General features: G+C 68.4%; 6 protein-coding genes. 3 read left to right on the top strand and 3 right to left on the bottom strand.

The window, feature by feature from the left end; genetic code table 11:
• Positions 1-88 precede the first annotated feature (88 nt).
• The 3 genes from IC757_RS01155 to IC757_RS01145 are packed head-to-tail and all read left to right on the top strand — an operon-like array spanning position 89 to position 13,154.
• On the top strand, positions 89-5,149 hold the full coding sequence (locus IC757_RS01155; protein WP_190975584.1) for a hypothetical protein: 5,061 nt from the start codon (positions 89-91) through the stop codon (positions 5,147-5,149).
• The gene (locus IC757_RS01150; RefSeq protein WP_190975583.1) at positions 5,146-10,965 is read left to right on the top strand and encodes an alpha-2-macroglobulin family protein; all 5,820 of its coding nucleotides are present in this window, start codon (positions 5,146-5,148) and stop codon (positions 10,963-10,965) included. The genes IC757_RS01155 and IC757_RS01150 overlap by 4 nt, the downstream gene beginning before the upstream one ends.
• Positions 10,965-13,154, top strand: a complete 2,190-nt coding sequence (locus IC757_RS01145; RefSeq protein ID WP_190975582.1) for a transglycosylase domain-containing protein — start codon at positions 10,965-10,967, stop codon at positions 13,152-13,154. The genes IC757_RS01150 and IC757_RS01145 overlap by 1 nt, the downstream gene beginning before the upstream one ends.
• Before the next feature lie 6 nt (positions 13,155-13,160).
• On the opposite strand, the gene IC757_RS01140 is transcribed toward IC757_RS01145, so the two are convergent.
• From IC757_RS01140 to lipB, 3 genes are read right to left on the bottom strand one after another with little or no spacing between them, the layout of a single operon-like run.
• Entirely contained in the window at positions 13,161-15,311 is a 2,151-nt protein-coding gene (locus tag IC757_RS01140) for a primosomal protein N' (RefSeq protein ID WP_190975581.1), read from the bottom strand.
• A gap of 11 nt (positions 15,312-15,322) precedes the next feature.
• Entirely contained in the window at positions 15,323-17,482 is a 2,160-nt protein-coding gene (locus tag IC757_RS01135; RefSeq protein ID WP_190975580.1) for a carboxy terminal-processing peptidase, read from the bottom strand.
• 1 nt (position 17,483) lies between these two features.
• Complete coding sequence (gene lipB, locus IC757_RS01130) at positions 17,484-18,197, bottom strand: lipoyl(octanoyl) transferase LipB (RefSeq protein ID WP_190975579.1); 714 nt, start codon at positions 18,195-18,197, stop codon at positions 17,484-17,486.
• Positions 18,198-18,241 lie beyond the last annotated feature (44 nt).

The raw sequence follows: 18,241 nt of genomic DNA, 5'->3' as shown, positions 1-18,241 counted from the left end.
CCTGCCCGGCCAGCGTGCTGTAATCTACCCGGCTTTCACATCTGTCGTTCAAGCGCCCGGACGGGCGCGCTATTCGGGGAGAGTTTGCATGGCTCGTGATCGTTTTCGTTGCCTGGCCGGCTGCCTGGGACTGCTCTGCCTGCCGGCCATGGCCGGTGAACTGCTGCCGGTCACCGACCAACCGTTGCACCAGACCTGGCCCGCTCAGGCGCTGATCGAGCAGGTGGTTGCGTTGCCGGCCGACGGGCGCTACGCCGTTGTCGCCCGGGGCGAACAGCCGGTGGCCGTGCAGACCGTCGATCACATCATGGGCCCGTCGGCGCGACACCCCGAACGCCAGGACCTGATCGCCGAGGCCGGTGAACTGAAAGTGCGCCTGCACGCACCCGCCGATGCCACCGGCGAGATCGAGATGCACCTGCATCCATTCACCGAGCGCAACGATTTCGATGACCTGCCGGTACTTGAGGAAACCCGCCTGCTGACCACCGAGTTGCAGGATTTCGAGCAGCGTTCCTGGTGGTTGGTGGTGGATCGCCCGCGCACGGTCACCATCGAACTGGCCGGACGCTACCTGGCCGACGTCCGTCTGTGGCGCAACGGCGACTGGATCGAGGACCTGGAACCCGAAGCACGCGAGATCGATCCGGCCGGCGGCGAACCGCTGGCCTGGCGTCGCATTCACACCCGCCTGGAGGCCGGCACCTATCGTCTGGCCGCCTACGGCGGCCCCGGCACCACCTGGGCCGAGGACAGCGACGATGTATCGCTTTATGTGCGCAAGGGCGTGCCCCGCATGCCGGCCTGGGGCTGGTGGGAGTATGAAACCAGCCCGTTCGGGGTGGACTACTGGCGCGTGGAAGAAGGCCCCAACCTGTTCGAACTCAGACCCGAAGAGGCCGACACCGCCAGGCTGGCCGTCTCCCGCTGGAGCGCCGGCACCGATCCGAACCGCACCAGCGGCAACGTGCGGAACATGTCGCGCAACGCGCGCGACCCGAGGCTGGTGATCTCCGACACCAGCCCGGGCGAGCGCCTGCTGCAGGTCCGTTACCGGCCGGGCGGTCGCTACCGTCTTGCCGCGCTGCACCAGGGTCGCTCCTACCCGCTGAGTCAGCTCGGTCGCGACCCACACCTGATCAGCCTGGTCGGCGCCAGCGACCCGCGCGACACCATTGACGCCACGGCCCTGGTGATCGACCGATATCGGCGCAGCGGGGAGTTCGAGGTCGTGACCGAGCAGATGCCGGTACTCGACACCGAGCGCGGCTGGGCCCGGCGCTTCAACCTTCTGCGCCAGACCGAGCTGCTGTTCCGGGTCGCCCGTTCCGGCGAGTACCGCATCGAACTGACCGAGCAGTCCGAGGCCATGGTCGAATGGAAACTCAGGCCCCTGTACTCGGATACCCGCCACGGGCTGGCCGGTGAATGGCAGTTTTCGTCGCGCAAGGATCTCACCCTGAACGAAGGCCTCTACGCCCTCCAGCTGAGGCCGGCTCGCAACCATCCCGGCATCGCCGAACTGCGTCTTCGACACACGGCCACCCGGCCGGAGACCGTACCCGTCGAATCCGGCGAACGCGACCGCGGCGTTCTAGAATCGGTCACCTCGCGCAATCGCCGAATACTGCGCCTGAACGACTTCGACCAGGGCCACGGCGGCGCGATACTGCGGCCACTGCCACTACGGCTGGACACCCCCTTGCCGGTCACCCAGGCGGCCGAAAGCCAGCGCTCCTTCGAGGTTCGCGGCCGCGCCGGCCAGGTGGTTCGCGCCAGCCGCGCCGATGGCAGCAGGCTGGATATCGGCCTGTCGGCCGACGGGCCCTGGCAAGACGAGCTGAGCCTGGGTCAAGTGGGAACGCATACCGTCTGGGTACGCAATCAGGGCGAGAAGGCCGAGATCTACAACCTGCACGCATCGCTGCCCGACTTCGGCCCCGAGAGCATCGACGAGCTCAGCGGCCTGACCCTTGAACAGGAGCCGGAGCGCCGCCCCCTGCCCACGCTCAGAACCGGGCAGCCCGTGATCCTCGACATGAGACGCGGCAGCGAACGCAGTCACCTGGTGCAGGTCACCCGGCCCGCCCTGTACCGCCTGGAGACCATTGGCCTGCTCGACACCGAAGTCAGCTTGCGCAATCGGGTACGGGTCGACCTGGGTTCATCTTCGGCCGGCGGCAGCGGCCGTAATTTCCTGCTGCAACGCCACCTCGGGCCGGGCGAGTACCGCATGGTCAACGCCGTGCGCGGTCGCAGTGCCGGGGAACTGGGGCTGCAGGTGGCCGCCACACCGCTGCTGGATGCCGGCGAGCTCGATCTCGAAGCCACCGGCCGGACCACGATCGAGCCCGGCAAGGCCGCAGTCTACGAGATCGACATCGAGCAGGCCGGGCGCTATCGGATTCAGGCCCGGGGGCTGAAGAGCGACTTCAGCGTACAGATCGAAGGCCCCGATGGCTGGCCCGTTGTTCGCCCCGGATCTTCCACGCCCCTGACGGCCGAACTGCAGCCCGGCCGGCATCGTATCGTGGTGCTGCCGGGCGCCGTTGCCGCGCGGGTGCTGACCTCGGTGCGGCCCGAACATCCGGCACCCACGCCCGTTTTCCAGGGCCACGGCCCCCACAGACTCGAAGCCAATCAGCGCCTGACACACCACTGGCGCGAAAGCGAGCCGCGCCAGCCCGACCTGTGGGACTTCAACCTGCCCGACCGGATGCGCGTCAGGCTGACGCTGGATGAGGCCATGGAGGCGCGCCTGAAATACAGGGAAGACGACGACTGGCAGCCGGTGTCGGACTTTGCCGCCGGACGTTTCCAGACCCTGCCGGCCGGCAACTACCGGCTGGCCGTCCAGGCCGCGCGCGTGGATGATCGTCGTGACTACTCGCTGCGACTGCGCACGCGGGAACTGGTGCCCGGACAGCGCCGACAGGCGCGACTGCCCAGCGACCACTGGCTGTCACTGGACGAAGCGGCGCTGGTGCGTCTCTGGACCGGAGGCCGGCTCGACCTGCAGGCCCGGCTGGAAGACGAAGACGGACAGCGGATCGACTTCAGCGACCACCGCCCGGACGACTGGAACATGCTGATCAGCCGCCAGCTGCCGGCCGGCCGATACCGGCTCCGTCTGAGCGCCGTGAATTCGGGCAGCGGCTCTGTCGACCTGCACTACGACCGCATCGCCCTGCCGGAAGGACGACCGCTGGCCATGGGCGAGCAGCGCGAGATTGCCGGCGGCCAGGCCGAGAGCATGGCCGTCAATGTTCCCGACACGATTCCCGAACACGGGCTGCTGCTGGCCTTTGCCAGTCGCTCGCATGCCACCCACGGGGTGTCACTGGAACAGCGCGGCGAGACCGGCTGGGAAGTCTTGAGCAACCGCACCGGCCGAACGACGCTGGGCGGCTTCGTGCTCGACCCGGAAGCCGCCGGCGCCGAGTTGCGGCTGCGCGCCTGGCCGCTGGACGACGTGCCCGCGCCCATCCGGCTGGGCCTGGCCGATGCCGACACACGATCCCCGGTGGCCGGCGAATTGATGTCACTTAAAGCACCGCTGTCCGGGCTTGAGTTGCTGGCCGTCGGGCGTGATCACCACGGCCTGTCACGCCTGCACCCCTCCGATCTGACCGGCTGGCACTGGCTGGAAGGCGGACGCGAACTGACCGGCGTGGATCATGGCTGGATACCGGCCTCCCGCCCGGTGATCTGGCTGATGGGAGAGCAGGGTCATCAACCGCACAAGCTGCAGGCGGTTCGTCTTGCCGCCGAATCAACGCTGCGCCTGCCGGTGGGCGACTCCCGCGAGATCATGGTCGATGCCGATGAGAACAGCCTGAGGGTCTGGCAGCTCGACTCGGCCGTGGCCACGGTGCAGTTGCAGGCACTGGCCAACGGCCGCGGCAGCGGCTGGGCCTTCGGTTTGCAGCTTCCCGGTCAGGCCGGTTCGAACGCCATGGCCCTGGCCCTGCCGGGCACAGCGGTCGAACGCCTGCACCTGGCCCGCGCCGATCAACGCCGCGCACAACAACCGGCACGGCTGCGCGAACAGCGCCTGGAAATACAATCCCATGGCGCACTGGACTCCGGCAGTCGCCTGATCCGCCTGCCGGCCGGCAGTGCCGCGCATCTTGAACGGCCGGCAGGCCGTCCGCTGCGCGTCGCCCTGCCAGCCGGCGGCGCCGCCGCCCTGTCGAGTGACGACAACAGCACACTGCAACAACTGATGTCTGCCGGCACCGAACCGGCCAGCGTGCGCCTGGATGCCGACGGCGATACGCTCTGGCTGATCAACGCCAGCGACCAGGACCAGTCATTCAAGGTCCGCGTCGAGCTCGGGGCCGACGAACTGAACACCCCCTGGCAATGGGCCGGGCAAAGCGGCTACAGCGGCTGGCAGGAGTGGCGCCTGAGCTCCGATCGGCCCCTGCGCCTGGCCGGGGACAGCCGGGCGTACTGGCAGATCGACGAAGACGGACAGCGCAGCCGGCCGCAGGACGACGTCATCGACCCAGCGAGAGGCCGGCGTGTTCTGCTTCGCCACGGCCCGGAACACTGGGCGCTATGGCAACCCGACCGGCTCGACGGCGAGACGCTCGCCATCGACAGCGACGGCCGGAAGGCGCAGCGCATTCGCCCGCACCAGGATGGATTGCTGCAGTTGCGCCTGGACGATCAGCTCATCGAGCGCTGGTTGCCGGGCGGCCATAGCCATTGGACGATCCTGCCGGCCGGGCAATGGCAGCTGCGCTTTGCCGCGGCCCCGGGTCAGCAGGCCGATGGCCTTCCCGAGGTCACCGCCGAGCCGGCCGAAACCCTGTCGGAAGGACTGAGCCCGTCCGTGCGTCTGGGTCCCGGTGAAAGCCGGTGGTTCCAGTTCGAGCTGGCCGAAGAACAGACCATTGGCATTGGTCTTCAGAGCGAACGCGAGGCCGTCGAGCTGGTTCTGCATGACGCCGCTGGCGAACCGCTGGGCACTGGCGTGGCGCAGATGCACCAAGACCTGGCGCCAGGCCGTTACCTGGTGCGCGCTCGCCTGACCGCCGACCAGTCACCACTCTGGCTGCGCCTGGCCCTGGTCGGCACCGATACCCCCGATGACCTCATTCCCGCCTCTGTGCGCCAACGACTGATGGATGCTTCGCAATGACCCGTTTTTCGATCCAACGCATGCAACGCCTCGGTCTGCTTCTGCCGCTGCTGGCCCTGACCTGTCTGCCGCTGCCGGCACCGGCTGCCGGAGACTCGTCTGCGGTACTGGTTCCCGATACCTTTGTACGTCCCTGGGACCCGGTCACCGTGTTCTTCGACGAACCGCAGGACGTCGAACCCGGACTGGTACTCTCGCCGCCGGAATCGGTCGGCTTCTCGCCGGCTCACCCCGGCGTGTTCCAGTGGCTGGATCGCCAGACCCTGCAGTTCCGCCCTGCCGACCGCTGGCCGGCCTTGGCGCGCTTTGAATGGCAGGTGGATGGGCAACGCATCCCGCTGCACACCCTCATGCGACCGGCCCAGAGCAGCCGGCCGCGTGACGGTGCCGACGATCTGGCCCCCATCAAAACCGTGGAGCTGTCCTTTCCCGACCCGGTGCCGCTGGAGACACTCGCCGACATGCTCAGCCTCGAGGTCCACGCCCTGCCCGCTGTCGACAGCGAACCGACACGACTGCTTGATGCCACCGATTTCAGCCTGCAGCAACTCGAACGCAGTGGGCCGCAGCGGCCGGTGTCCTACCGCATTCGCCTCGATGAGCCCGTGGCCGAAGGGCACGAGCTGCGCGTGCAGCTGCGCCTGAGCGCGGCCGAGGACGACCAGCGCGCTTTTCAGACCCTGCGCTTTCGCACCCGCACGCCGTTCCGGGCATTGAGCCTGGGCTGCGGCAATGCCCAGCGCAGCGTCACCCGCGAGGGCAGCGATTACCCCGGCGACGACGCCCTGCTTTGCCACGGCGACAACCGGGTACTCGACCTGCACCTGAGCGACGCGCCGGCGGCCATCGACCCGGTGCTGGGTCGCAACCTGCTGCGGGTCGAACCGGCCGTCGACAACTTGAGCTGGCGCGTGGCCGGCTCGAGAATCCGCTTGAGCGGGGATTTCCAGCCCGACGTGCTCTATCGCCTCAGCGTGCACCCGGCCGGCCTGGAGGATCGACATGGCCGCACGCTCGACCTGCATGGCGTCACCAGCGTGGCACTGCGCTTTCCCGGACCGGACCCGTTCCTGCGCATCGGCCGCGGCCAGGGACGCCTGATGATGGAAACCTTCGGCCCCAGAATGCTGCCACTGCGCGGCCGGGGTCATGCCCAGGTGGACCTGCGCATTCATCCCATCGACGCCGAGGACCTGCGCTACTGGCCGTTTACCGACGCCCCGGTGCGCATCGACGAAAACCGGCGCCCACCCGGCCCGGGCGAGGAACCGGGCGCGCGCCGGGGTTCGGGCCCGCAATCGCTGCGCATGGGCAGCGAAGAACTGGCCCGGCGCATTCTGCTGCTGGGCAGCCCGCCGGTCTCGACCATCGAGCCGCTGCCACTGGATCTGGACGGGCCCTCGGCCCGCTTCGGACTGGATCTGGCCCCTTGGCTGGAGCAACTCGCCGGTGCCGAGCAGCCGGGTCATTACCTGGTCGGCGTGAGACGCATGGACGGCAGCGATGACCGCCACTGGCTGCGGCTGCAGGTCACCGACCTGTCGCTGACAGTCATCGAGGAAGAAGAACATGTGCGCTTTGTAGTCACCTCGCTTGAGACCGGCGAGCCCATCGACGGCGCGCAGGTGCAGATCGAGGCGCCGCCGCGTCGCCAGGACAACTCCAGGGATCTTCTCGTCACGCTGGACCGGGGGGATACCGACGCCGACGGCGCCTGGCGCTGGCGACCACGCCCGCGTTCGGGCAGTCATCGACCGGCGCGTATCGTGGTTCGTCACGGCGACGACCGGCTGGTGCTGGACGTCAACGGCGACCCACCCGAGCGCTTCTTCGACGGCCACATGAGCCCGGCGGGCAACTGGCTGGACTGGACGGCATCGCGACGCAGCATCGAGCGCCGTGGCGAGCAGGCCGAATGGCACTGCCACCTGTTTACCGAGCGCCCGGTCTATCGGCCCGAGGAAGGCATGCACATCGCCGGCTTCGCCCGCCAGGTCCATCGCGGGCAGATTCTCCAGACCGACCAGACCGTCCACCTGCTGCTGCGCGGGCCCGACGGCAGCGAGTGGCGTCACCGCACCGAACTCGACGAGGCCGGCGGTTTCTACTGGCACTTCGATGAGACCACCGAAGCCACCGGCGATTACCGGCTCAGCGCCCGGCTCGGCGGCCGGGGCAGCGACGACCTGTGCGGCCCGGTCACCGTGGAGCGCACACCCTACCGGCTGCCGCGCTTCGAGGTCCGTCTGGACGGGCCGGACCGGGTCGGCCTGGACGCGCCCTTCGAGCTGGTGCTGGATGCCGAGTACTACGCCGGCGGCACGGTCCGCGACCGTCCGGTGCGCTGGCAGATCACTCCGTTCCCCTATCGCTGGCAGCCACGCGGGCGCGAAGGCTTCCTGTTTTCGACCGATGCCCGCTATGCCTCCATGGGCGAGCTGTCCACCGATGCTGCCGGCAGCCGGCCCGGCCGCACCGACGAGACGGGCCGGGCCCGGCTGGAGATCGACCCCACCCTGGAAGACTCGGCCCAGCCGCGGCGCTATGTGGTCGAGGCCACCGTCACCGGCGATGATGACCAGACCGTCACCGACACCCATGACGTGCTCGCCCTGCCCCCCTTCCTGTTGGGCCTGAACACGCCGCGATACCTGCAACAGGCCGACGAACTGGACGTGGAAGTGCTGGTGGCCGGGCCGGACGAGAACCTGCTGGCCGGGCACGAGATCGAGCTGCGCCTGATCCGGCGGCGCTGGGCGGCGCGCCTGCGGGCCTCGGACTTCAGCGACGGGCAGCCGCGCTACAGTACCGAGCAGGTCGACGAGGTGGTCGCCGAACGCTCGCTGGTCAGCGACGATGAACCCCTGGCCGTCAGCCTGCCGCTGGCCGATACCGGCGTCTACCTGGTGGAGCTGACCGCACGCGATGCCCTGGGCCGGGCTCAGTCGATCTCGGTGGACCTGTTCAACGATGGCGAGGCCCGGGCCACCTGGTCGAAGCCGCCGTCGGAAACCTTCGAGCTGGTCAGCGCCGAAGAAAGCTATCGCCCCGGCGAAACCGCCCGGCTGGTGCTGCAAAGCCCGCTGGAGCAGGCGCGCGCACTGGTGATCGTGGAACAGCCCGATGGCGGCAATGATTATCACTGGATGAATGTCAGCGGCGGTCGCGCGGTGTTCGAACTGCCCATCGAGCGCGAACACCTGCCGAGTGTTCCGGTGCATGTGCTGCTCAAGCGCGGGCGCCTGGACGAGGACGACTTCGCCGCCTCGCGCAAGGCCGGCATGGACCTGGGCAAGCCGGTGATGATGGCCGCCAGCACCCGGATCGAAATCAACAATGCCGCCCATCGCGTCTACCTCGACATCGACCACCCGGCCGAGGCGCGGCCCGGCGAGGAAGTCGACCTGAAGCTGACGCTGCGCGACGAGAACGACCAGCCGCTGGCCGGTCATGTCAGTCTGTGGCTGGTCGACCAGGCCGTGCTGGCCCTGGGCGAGGAACAACGCCTGGACATGCTACCCGACTTCCTGCGCGAACGTCGCGTGCGCACGGCCCTGCGCGATACCCGCAACCGACCGGTCGGCTACCTGCCGTTTCTCACCGAACCCGGCGGTGATGGTGCCCTGGAGCGCATGCGCACCGGCATGGCCGACGAGATTCTGGCCGGGCTGACCATTCGCGAACGCTTCGAGAGTGTTCCGTTTTTCGAACATGCCATCGCGGTCGGTGCCACCGGCCAGGCCGTGGTGCCCATCACCCTACCCGACGACCTGACCAACTTCTTGCTGCGCGCCAAGGCGGTGGCCGGGGTCGACCGCTTTGGTCACGAGCGCGGACGCATCGCCGTGCGCCTGCCGGTCATCGTCCAGCCCTCGTTGCCGCGTTTCGTGCGCTATGGCGACGAAGCCACCCTGTCGGCCACCAGCCGCGTACTCGATGACAATGGCGGCAGCGCCGTGGCGGCCCTGCAACTGAGCGGGCTGGACAGCCTGGGCGAGACCAGCCGACCGTTCGAGTGGTCCGAGAGCGGCAGCAAGCGGCTGGACTTTCCGGTGTACGTGCCCTTGCCCGAAGACCACTCGTCCGAGCAGCTTGAAACGCCCCGCGCCCGGGTCACCATCGGCGTAGAGCGCGACAGCGATGGCGTCGGCGATGCATTTGCCGTCGATCTGCCCGTGCTGCCCGACCGGCGCGCCCTGAACGACCGCCTGCTGCTGCCATTCGATGATGATCAGCGCGCCCACGAACTGCCCGGCCCGGCCGAGCCGGTGCGCACCGGCAGCCTGGAGCGCAGCCTGCTGCTCAGCCCGCGTTCGGGCAGCCTGCAGGTTTCCGCCGCGCTCAATCAGTTGCTGACCTATCCGCATGCCGGCGCCGAGCAGCGCATCAGCCGCGCCCGCGGCCTGCTGGCGGCACGAGCGCTGATCGAACTGCTCTACCCCCAGTCAGGCACCGAGCTGATCGACCATCACGTGGCCTCGACCCTTGACTACCTGGTCGATGTCCAGCGCTCCGATGGCAGCATCGGCCTGTGGCCGCAGTCATCGCGCAGCCATGTGCCGGTCACCTCCTGGGCGCTGCACCTGGTGGTCGAGGCCGAAGCACAGGACTTCGAGATACCGGCATCACTGCGCAATGGCCTGCACCGTGCCCTCAGGGCCAGCCTGCGAGGGCGCAATTCCTACTTCTACAGCCGCTACACCGAACGCACCATGGCGCTGACCGCACTGGCCGCCGACGACGAACTGGATGCCGGCTACGCCGCCGAGCTGGCGCGCCGACGCCAGTTCCTGTCGCTCGAAGCCATGGCCGAGGTCACCCTGGCCCTGGCCTCCGGCAGCAGCCCGGGGGCGGTCCTGCTGGGCCAACTGGCCGACAGCCTGCACGCCGGCCTGATCTTCCAGTTGCGCGATGGCGAACCCGTGTACACGGGACTGCGTCAGGGCCCGTCGCCGGCCTCGCCCATGATTCTGCCGTCGGAAACCCGCGTCATCGCCCGCATGCTGCGCGCGCTGCGGGAAGTACCCGAACAGGGCCGGCGTGAGCAGACCCTGGTGGACGTACTGCTGCGATTGGGCGACGAGAACGGCTGGGGCCACAGCAATGCCAATGCCGAAGCCATCATGGCCCTGGTTGGGGAAATGCAACGGCCGCTTGAAGCCGATGAGTACCTGGACTGGCAACTAGACGATGACACCCTGTCGGTGGACACGCCATTGCTGCGCCACGCGATATCCGGCGAACAGGACCACCACCTGCGCCTGGACCAGGGCCAGGGAGCGGCCATGCAGCAGATGATCTATGTGCCGGAACCCCCGGGCAGCCACGCCGAGGCCCAGGCACGTGGCCTGGTGCTGGAACGCACGCTGGTGCGTATCGACCCCGAGCACGAACAGCCTGAACGTGAACAGCACCTGGAGGAGGCCGGGCAGGACATCGACTGGTCGGTCGGCGAAGTCATCGAACAGCGCCTGACCGTGATCAGCCCGCTGCAGCGCCATCACGTGGCCATCAGCCTGCCGCTGGCAGCCGGCATGGAACTGCTCAACCCCAGCCTGGATACCGCGCCCCCGGAATCGACACCCAGCCGGCCCGACAGCCTCGAGCCCGACTTTGTCGCCTGGCGTGACCACGAGGTGGTGTACTACTTCGACCAACTGCCGGCCGGCAGTCACCACTTTGCCTTCCGGGCACGGGCCCAGTTCCCGGGGCGCTACTCGCTGCCCCCGGCCCATGCCGAACTGATGTACCAACCCGACGTGCGCGGCCACAGCCATGGCGCGACCGTGCGCATAGCACGCCCGGGCAGCGACTGATGAACGGGCCCCGGCAGGTGCCGCTGCGGATCGCATGGCTGCCGGGCGCGACCCTGCTGCTGGCCTGTGTGTGGCTGCTGCTGGCCGCCTGGCCCCGCTCGGCACTGATCGAACCGGCGGCCAGTCATCGCCTGCTCGATCACCAGGGCCAGTGGCTGGCCGAAGTCGGCGGGCCGGCGGCGGGCGAGTACGGCTACTGGGCGCTTGAAACGGTGCCCGAGCGCGTGGCGCTGGCCACCCTGGCACTGGAGGATGCCCGCTTCGAGCGTCACCCCGGCGTGGACGGCCTGGCGGCCGTGCGGGCGCTGGTACAGAATCTGAGCTGCCGCTGCGTGCGCTCCGGCGCCTCCACGCTGGCCATGCAGACCGTGCGCCTGCAAGACCCGCGGCCGCGCACGCTGCGCGGCAAGCTGGTCGAGGCCGTGGCCGCGGTCCTGATGACGGCCCGGCACGGTCGCGAAGCGGTCATGCAGCAGTATCTGCGCCTGGTGCCCTACGGCAACGGCAGCCACGGCATTGCCCATGCTGCCCGCTACTATCTGGACAAGCCCGTCGAAGACCTGAGCTGGGCCGAGATCGCCCTGCTCTCGGCCGTGCCGCGCGCGCCGGCACGCAACAACCCGCTCACCGCCGACGGCCACGCCCGCGCCGTGCGCCGGGCCCAGCGCATTCTGGCCTACCTGCAGCAGGAAGCGGTCATCGACCAGGCCGACCTGGACCTGGCCAGGCGGCAACTGCCGGCCCTGCGGCTGCGCCCACCCGGCCGGCGACCGGCGGCGGCCATGCACTGGGTACTGGAATGGCAGCAGCGTCTGGAGCGTGCTCCGGAGGATGGCGGCCTGGTCTACACCACGCTGGACCTGGACCTGCAGCACCGACTCGATGCCACCGCGCGCGGGTGGATGAACGCGCAATACGAGGGCGGCGCCCAACAGCTGACCCTGATGGTGGTCGAGCGCGAGACCATGGCGGTGCGCGCCCTGGTCGGCTCGGCCGATTACCGGGGCGACTCGGCCGGGGCCATGGATTTCAGCCGCATCGCCCGCTCGCCCGGCTCGGTGATCAAGCCGCTGCTGTTTGCCATGGCGCTGGACCGCGGCGACATCCAGGCCGACACCCTGCTGTGGGACGAGCCGCTGGAAGCGCCCGGTGTGCGCAATGCCGACCGCCTGCACCTGGGCCCACTGCTGCCGCGCCAGGCCCTGGCCAACTCACGCAACGTGCCGGCCGTGTCGCTGGTGCATCAGATGGGCCTGGAGGCCAGCTACGAGTTCCTGCGCGAAGCCGGCCTGCACGACAGCACCCGCGCGGCGCGGCACTACGGCGCCGGGCTGGCCATCGGCACCCTGCCGATGCGACTGCGCGACGTGGTCCAGGCTTACGGCATGCTGGCCAACGATGGCTGGCTGATGCCGCTCAGGCTGCGCGAAGACCAGCCGGTCAGCGGCCAGAAGATCATCGGCGAGGTGGCCAGCCGCCAGGTCACCCAGATGCTGGCCGACCCCATGGTGCGGCTGCCCAGTTTCGCGCGCATGAGTGCGCTGGAATATCCCTGGCCGGTGGCCGTCAAGACCGGCACCAGCCAGGACGTGCGCGATGCCTGGACCGTGGCCTACAGCTCGCGCTACCTGGTCGGTGCCTGGATGGGCCGGCCCGACGGGCGCGGCATGCACCGCGAGCTGCGCGGGCTGCGCACCGCCGAGCTGGTGCAGGCGGCCCTGCTGGAGCTGCATGGAAGCGAGGGCCGGCATGCCAGCGCCTTCCCCAGGCCGCCCGGTCATGAACAGGTCAGCCTGTGCGCGCAGCCGACCGGCAATGGCCACTGCCCCCATCGCATCAGTGAATGGCTGCCGGCTGACCGGACCCGCCGCACCCCGAGCCCGCAAACGGTGACACTGCCACCGCTCAGCGATCACCAGCCGGCCCGGCTGCGCATCGCCGAGCCGGCCGATGGCAGCGTGTATTACCGTCATCCCGACACGCCCGAAGACCTGCAGTACGTTCCGGTCCGGCTGGCCGGCGAGGTGCCGGGCCCACAGGTGCTGTGGCATGTCGACGGACGTCCGTTCCGGCTGCTGCCGGCCGACGAGCCGCTGCACCTGCCGATGCAACCGGGCCGCTTTCGTGTCCACGCCGAACTGCCGTGGCGACCGGAGCAGTCGGCCATGGTGACGATCACGGTGCGCTGAGTCGCGCTACAGCTCCAGGGCGTCCATGTCCAGGTGCCAGCGCACCTGGCGGCTGGCCGGCAGTTCGTGCAGGCCTTCGTAGTGTCTTCCCAGGTGCGCCGAGAGCCGGGCCCGGTCGTCAGCCTGCAACCAGAGCTGGAAACGCCAGTAGCCGCCGCGCCGGGTCATGATGGCCGGCAAGGGGCCGATGATTTCGATATGCGCTGAGCGCAGCAGCCCCGCGGCCTGCTTGAGGAAGGCGCGGGGCGCATCGACCTGGTGGGCTTCGGCACGCAGCAGGGCCAGCGCCGTGGCCGGCGGTAGCTGGGCGGCGCAGCGCTCGTCGAGCAGGCGGCGCGCAAAGCCCAGGTAGTGGCCCCGGGCCAGGTCGGTGACCAGAGGGTGCTCCGGGTGACGGGTCAGGAGCAGAAACTCGCCTTCGCGCTCACCACGACCGGCGCGCCCGGCCACCTGGCAGACCACCTGGCCCAGGCGTTCCGGAGCCCGGAAGTCGGCGCTGAACAGGGCCTGGTCGACATCGAGCACGGCCGCCAAGGTTACCCCCGGCAGGTGGTGGCCCTTGGCCAGCATCTGCGTGCCGACCAGAATGCAGGGCTGGCCCTCGCGCACGCTGGCGAGCAGCTCGTCGAAATCGTGGCGGCCGCTCATGCTGTCGCGATCGACCCGGTGCACCGGCACATCCGAAAAAGCCTGCCGAAATTGATCTTCCAACCGCTCGGTGCCCGCCCCCAGCGCCAGCAGTTCCGGTGAGCCGCACTCGGGACAGCGCGGCGGGGTTCGCTGGTAGTGGCCGCAATGATGGCATTGCAAGCTGGCGGCGGACTGATGCCAGGTCATGTGGGCATCGCAGCGATGGCAGTCGGCCGACCAGCCGCACTCGGCGCACATCAGCACTGGAGCATAGCCGCGTCGATTGCGATAAACCAGCACCTGGCCGCCGGTATCGAGATGGCGCCGGATGGCCGTGACCAATTCCGGGTCCAGCCCACCGCCCCGGCCGCGGGCATCGGTAACGCGCCAGCGCGGCAGCCGTGCCGTACCGGCGCGCTCGCTCAGTTCGAGCAGGCGGTAGCGGCCCTGATATTCGTTGTGCAGGCTTTCCAGCGATGGTGTAGCCGAGCCCAGCACAATGGGTATACCCAGCCGGCGTGCGCGCATCACCGCCACGTCACGGCCGTGGTAGCGGGCGCCCTCGGCCTGCTTGTAGGAGCCATCATGCTCCTCGTCGACCACGATCAGGCCGGGCCGCACCAGCGGCAGGAACACCGCCGAGCGGGTACCGACAATCACGCGGGCCGAACCATCATGAGCGGCCCGCCAGCAGGCCAGCCGTTCGCCTTCGCTCAGGCCCGAGTGATAGACGCGGGCCGGAGCGCCCAGGCGCGACTCGATACGCCGGACCAGTTGCGCGGTCAGTCCGATTTCCGGAATCAGGATCAGCACCTGGCGGTCGCGCGCGAGCATGCGGCGAGCGGCGCGCAGGTAGACCTCGGTCTTGCCGCTGCCGGTGATCCCTGCCAGCAGCAGGCATTCGAAGCGATGGCGGGCGGCCAGCACGGCGGCCACGGCATGGCGCTGCTGGGCGTTGAGGGTCGGGCCGGGTTCCGGCGCTGGCAGCTCGGCCCGGTCCATCTCCTGCAGCAGACCAGCTTGATGCATGCGCCGCAACACCTCGCTGCCGATGCCCTGCTCGATCAGTTCCTGTCGTGGCCGTGCCCCGTCTATCAGCGATTCACGCACTTCGGCCTGACGCGGCGCACGCTCCAGCCCGGCCGACCGGCCGGCTTCGGTCAGTGCCAGGAATGGCAGTGGCGGCGGGCGAAAACCCCGGATTCGTCGGAGTGCCCCGGGCAGCAGAAGATTGACCGCCTCTCCGGGTGCCGCCCCGTAGTAGCGGCAGCACCAGAGCGCCAGTTCAAGCAGTTGGGGAGAAACCAGAGCCGGATCGAGCACCTGGCTGATCGGCTTGAGCCGATCGCTGGCATGGGTCGGGGCCTGGTGGTCGACGACCAGGCCAACGCATTCGCGCTTGCCGAAAGGCACCAGCACCCGACTGCCCACCGGCGGCAGGGTCTGCCCGGACGGCGGTAGGTAATCAAAGGGCCGCGGCAGCGGTACCGGCACGACCACGCGGGCCGCGAGCGGGGCGGAACCCACGCCGGGCCCGGTCAGTCGACGTCGATGCCGGAGGGTGCCGCCTCGCTGTGGGCCAGCAGGTGCGTGTCGCGATCGTAGTCGATCAGATCGGACAGGATGCGGGCCGATTCGGTCAGGAACAGGTCCGGTGCCTCGTCGTCGTCATCCTCATCATCCTCGTCATCGTCCACCGCAGCCACGCCTTCGAGCAGCCCCTCTTCCAGGTCGGGCGTGCCGCGGGCATGGCGCGATGCGCGTCGCTCCTCGGCGGCCTCGACTTCCTTGCGACGGGTCGGCTCGTGCAACGACACCGTCTCACGGTCACGCTGCTCTTCCCACTCGGCAAGTTCGGCCATCAGGTCGGCAAACTTGTCATCGGTCTTGACGCGCTCTTCGTGACGGTGGCGAGCCAAGTCGATCAGGCCTGAGAGGTCTGCATAGGGTTTGAAGTCCGTTGCATCGATTTCGCCCCAGGGCATGGCGAAATCCAGCGCGCTTTCGCCCCAGTCCTCGGGATCTCCCGGCGACGGCAGGACAAAATCAGGCACCACGCCCTTGGCCTGGGTGGAACCGCCGGCAATGCGATAGAACTGGGCCATGGTCAGCTTGATCTGGCCCATCTTGTCGTCCTCGCCGCGCGACATGTTGTCGAGATCGATCAGGTTCTGCACCGTGCCCTTGCCGAAGGTAGGCTCGCCGATGACGACGCCGCGCCCATAGTCCTGGATGGCGGCGGCAAAGATTTCCGAGGCCGAGGCGCTGCGCCGATCAACCAGCACACCCAGCGGCCCTTCCCAGGCCATGCCCGGCTCGCGGTCCTCTTCCAGGCTGACCCGGCCACGGGAATCACGGACCTGAACCACCGGACCGGTATCGATGAACAGCCCGGTCATGGTGGTGGCCTCGACCAGGGCACCACCGCCGTTGCCGCGCAGATCGACCACCAGGCCGTCAATACCGTCGGACTTGAGTTCGTTGATCAGGCGACGCACATCACGCGTGCTCGACCGGTAATTGGGTTCGTTGCGGGCCCGGCCCTGGAAGTCGACATAGAACACCGGCACGCGCACGATGCCAATCCGACGGGTCTCGTCACCCACCGGCACCTCGATGACTTCCTTGCTGGCGGCCTGCTCTTCGAGCTTGACCTCGTTGCGGGTGATCTCGAGTTCGGTCGACGGACCCCCCAGACCGGTCTCGGCCGGCAACACTTCCAGCCGCACGACGGTGTCGCGCTCACCGCGGATCAGGTCGACCACATGGTCCAGGCGCCAGCCGACCACATCGACCATGTCGCCATCCTCGCCCTGGCCGACGGCAATGATGCGATCACCCGGCTGCAGGCGGCCATCCAGGTCGGCCGGACCACCCGGCACAACCTCCATGACCGTGGTGTACTCGGTTTCGCGCTGGAGCATGGCGCCGATGCCGTCGAGTGACAGCCGCATGGAGATTTCAAAATCCTCCGAGCGCCGCGGCGACATGTAGGCCGAATGCGGCTCGACCGAGCGGGTAAAGGCGTTCATGAACAGCGAAAACACGTCTTCGCTGTTGAGCTCGTGGACGCGACGCTGCAGGCCTTCGTAGCGTTCGGTCAGGGTTTCCACAATGCTCTCGTCGTCCTGGTCGGCCAGGCGCAGGCGCAGCCAGTCGTTCTTGACCCGCTTACGCCAGATCTCGTCTAGCGACTCACGATCGGCTGCCCAGTCGGCCTCGCGCCGGTCGAAGCGGTATTCTTCCTCGATATCGAAGTCGAAACCCTTCTTGAGCAGCGCGAGGGCGTGGTCGGTGCGCTCGTCGACCCGGCGTGCGTAGAGGTTGAACATGTCGTAGGCCGGGTCGAGATCGGCCTGGCGGATCGCATCGGACAGGTAGTCGCGGTAGCGCTCCATGTCATCGACATCGGAGGCCGTGAAGAACGAGCGGTTGGGATCGAGCTGGCGCAGGTACTGATCGAAGATGCGCGACGACATGTCATCGTCGAGATCCTGCCGGTGGTAGTGGTAGCTGGTCAGAAACCGCGATGCCAGCCGGCTGGCATGCTCGTGATGCGGCTCGGCCGCCAGCGCATCGGGCGACGACTCGGTAATCGCCGCCGGCGCCGAGGTGGGCGTGTAGAGTCCCATCAGCGCCGGGACGGAAACCAGCGCCAGCACTGCAAGAAGCGAGAAGCGGATCAGGTTCGTTTTCATGTCAGCTATGACCGGATACGACGGCTTCAGTTCGAAGCTTCTCCGGCATCGTGTCCTGTATGTCGGTTCGATGGTAACCCATCAGGGGCGCCAGTGCCTTCACCAGCTTGTCGGCCATGTCCTGCCACTGCGCTTCGGGGACGTGGGCACTTACCTGCGTCATCTCCAACCCGGCAAATCCACAGGGATTGATCCAGGAAAAGGGGGTGAGATCCATATCAACGTTGAAGGCCAGGCCGTGATACGTGCGTCCGCGCCGAACCTTGAGGCCGATGGAGGCAATCTTGGCGGCGTCGACGAACACTCCGGGAGCGCCATCCTTGCGGGTGCCGACCACCGCGTGGCCGGCCAGCACGTCGATAACGGCCTGCTCGAGGCGATCGACCAGGCAGCGCACACCCACGCCGAGCCGCTCCAGGTCGAGCAGCGGGTAGGCCACGACCTGGCCCGGACCGTGATAGGTCACCTGCCCGCCGCGATCGGTCTGGACCACCGGGATATTGCCCGGATTGATCAGATGCTCGGGCTTGCCGGCCAACCCCTGGGTAAACACCGGATCATGCTCGACCAGCCACAACTCGTCGGCCGTGGACTCATCACGCTCGTCGGTGAAATCGCGCATCGCCGCCCAGACCGTCTCGTAGGGCTGACGACCCAGGTGGCGAACCAGGAGTTCCCGGGCTGAACCCTTGGCTGATTGGCAGGATGTAACCATTATCAATGCCCCATCATCCGTCTACCGTCTCCCATCTTCCGTCT

Origin of the sequence: Wenzhouxiangella sp. AB-CW3 (assembly GCF_014725735.1) — a bacterium.
In the GTDB taxonomy this organism is placed as follows: Bacteria; Pseudomonadota; Gammaproteobacteria; order Xanthomonadales; family Wenzhouxiangellaceae; genus Wenzhouxiangella.
The sequence above is the reverse complement of the archived record's forward strand: the minus strand, read 5'-3'. Positions and strand labels throughout refer to the sequence as shown.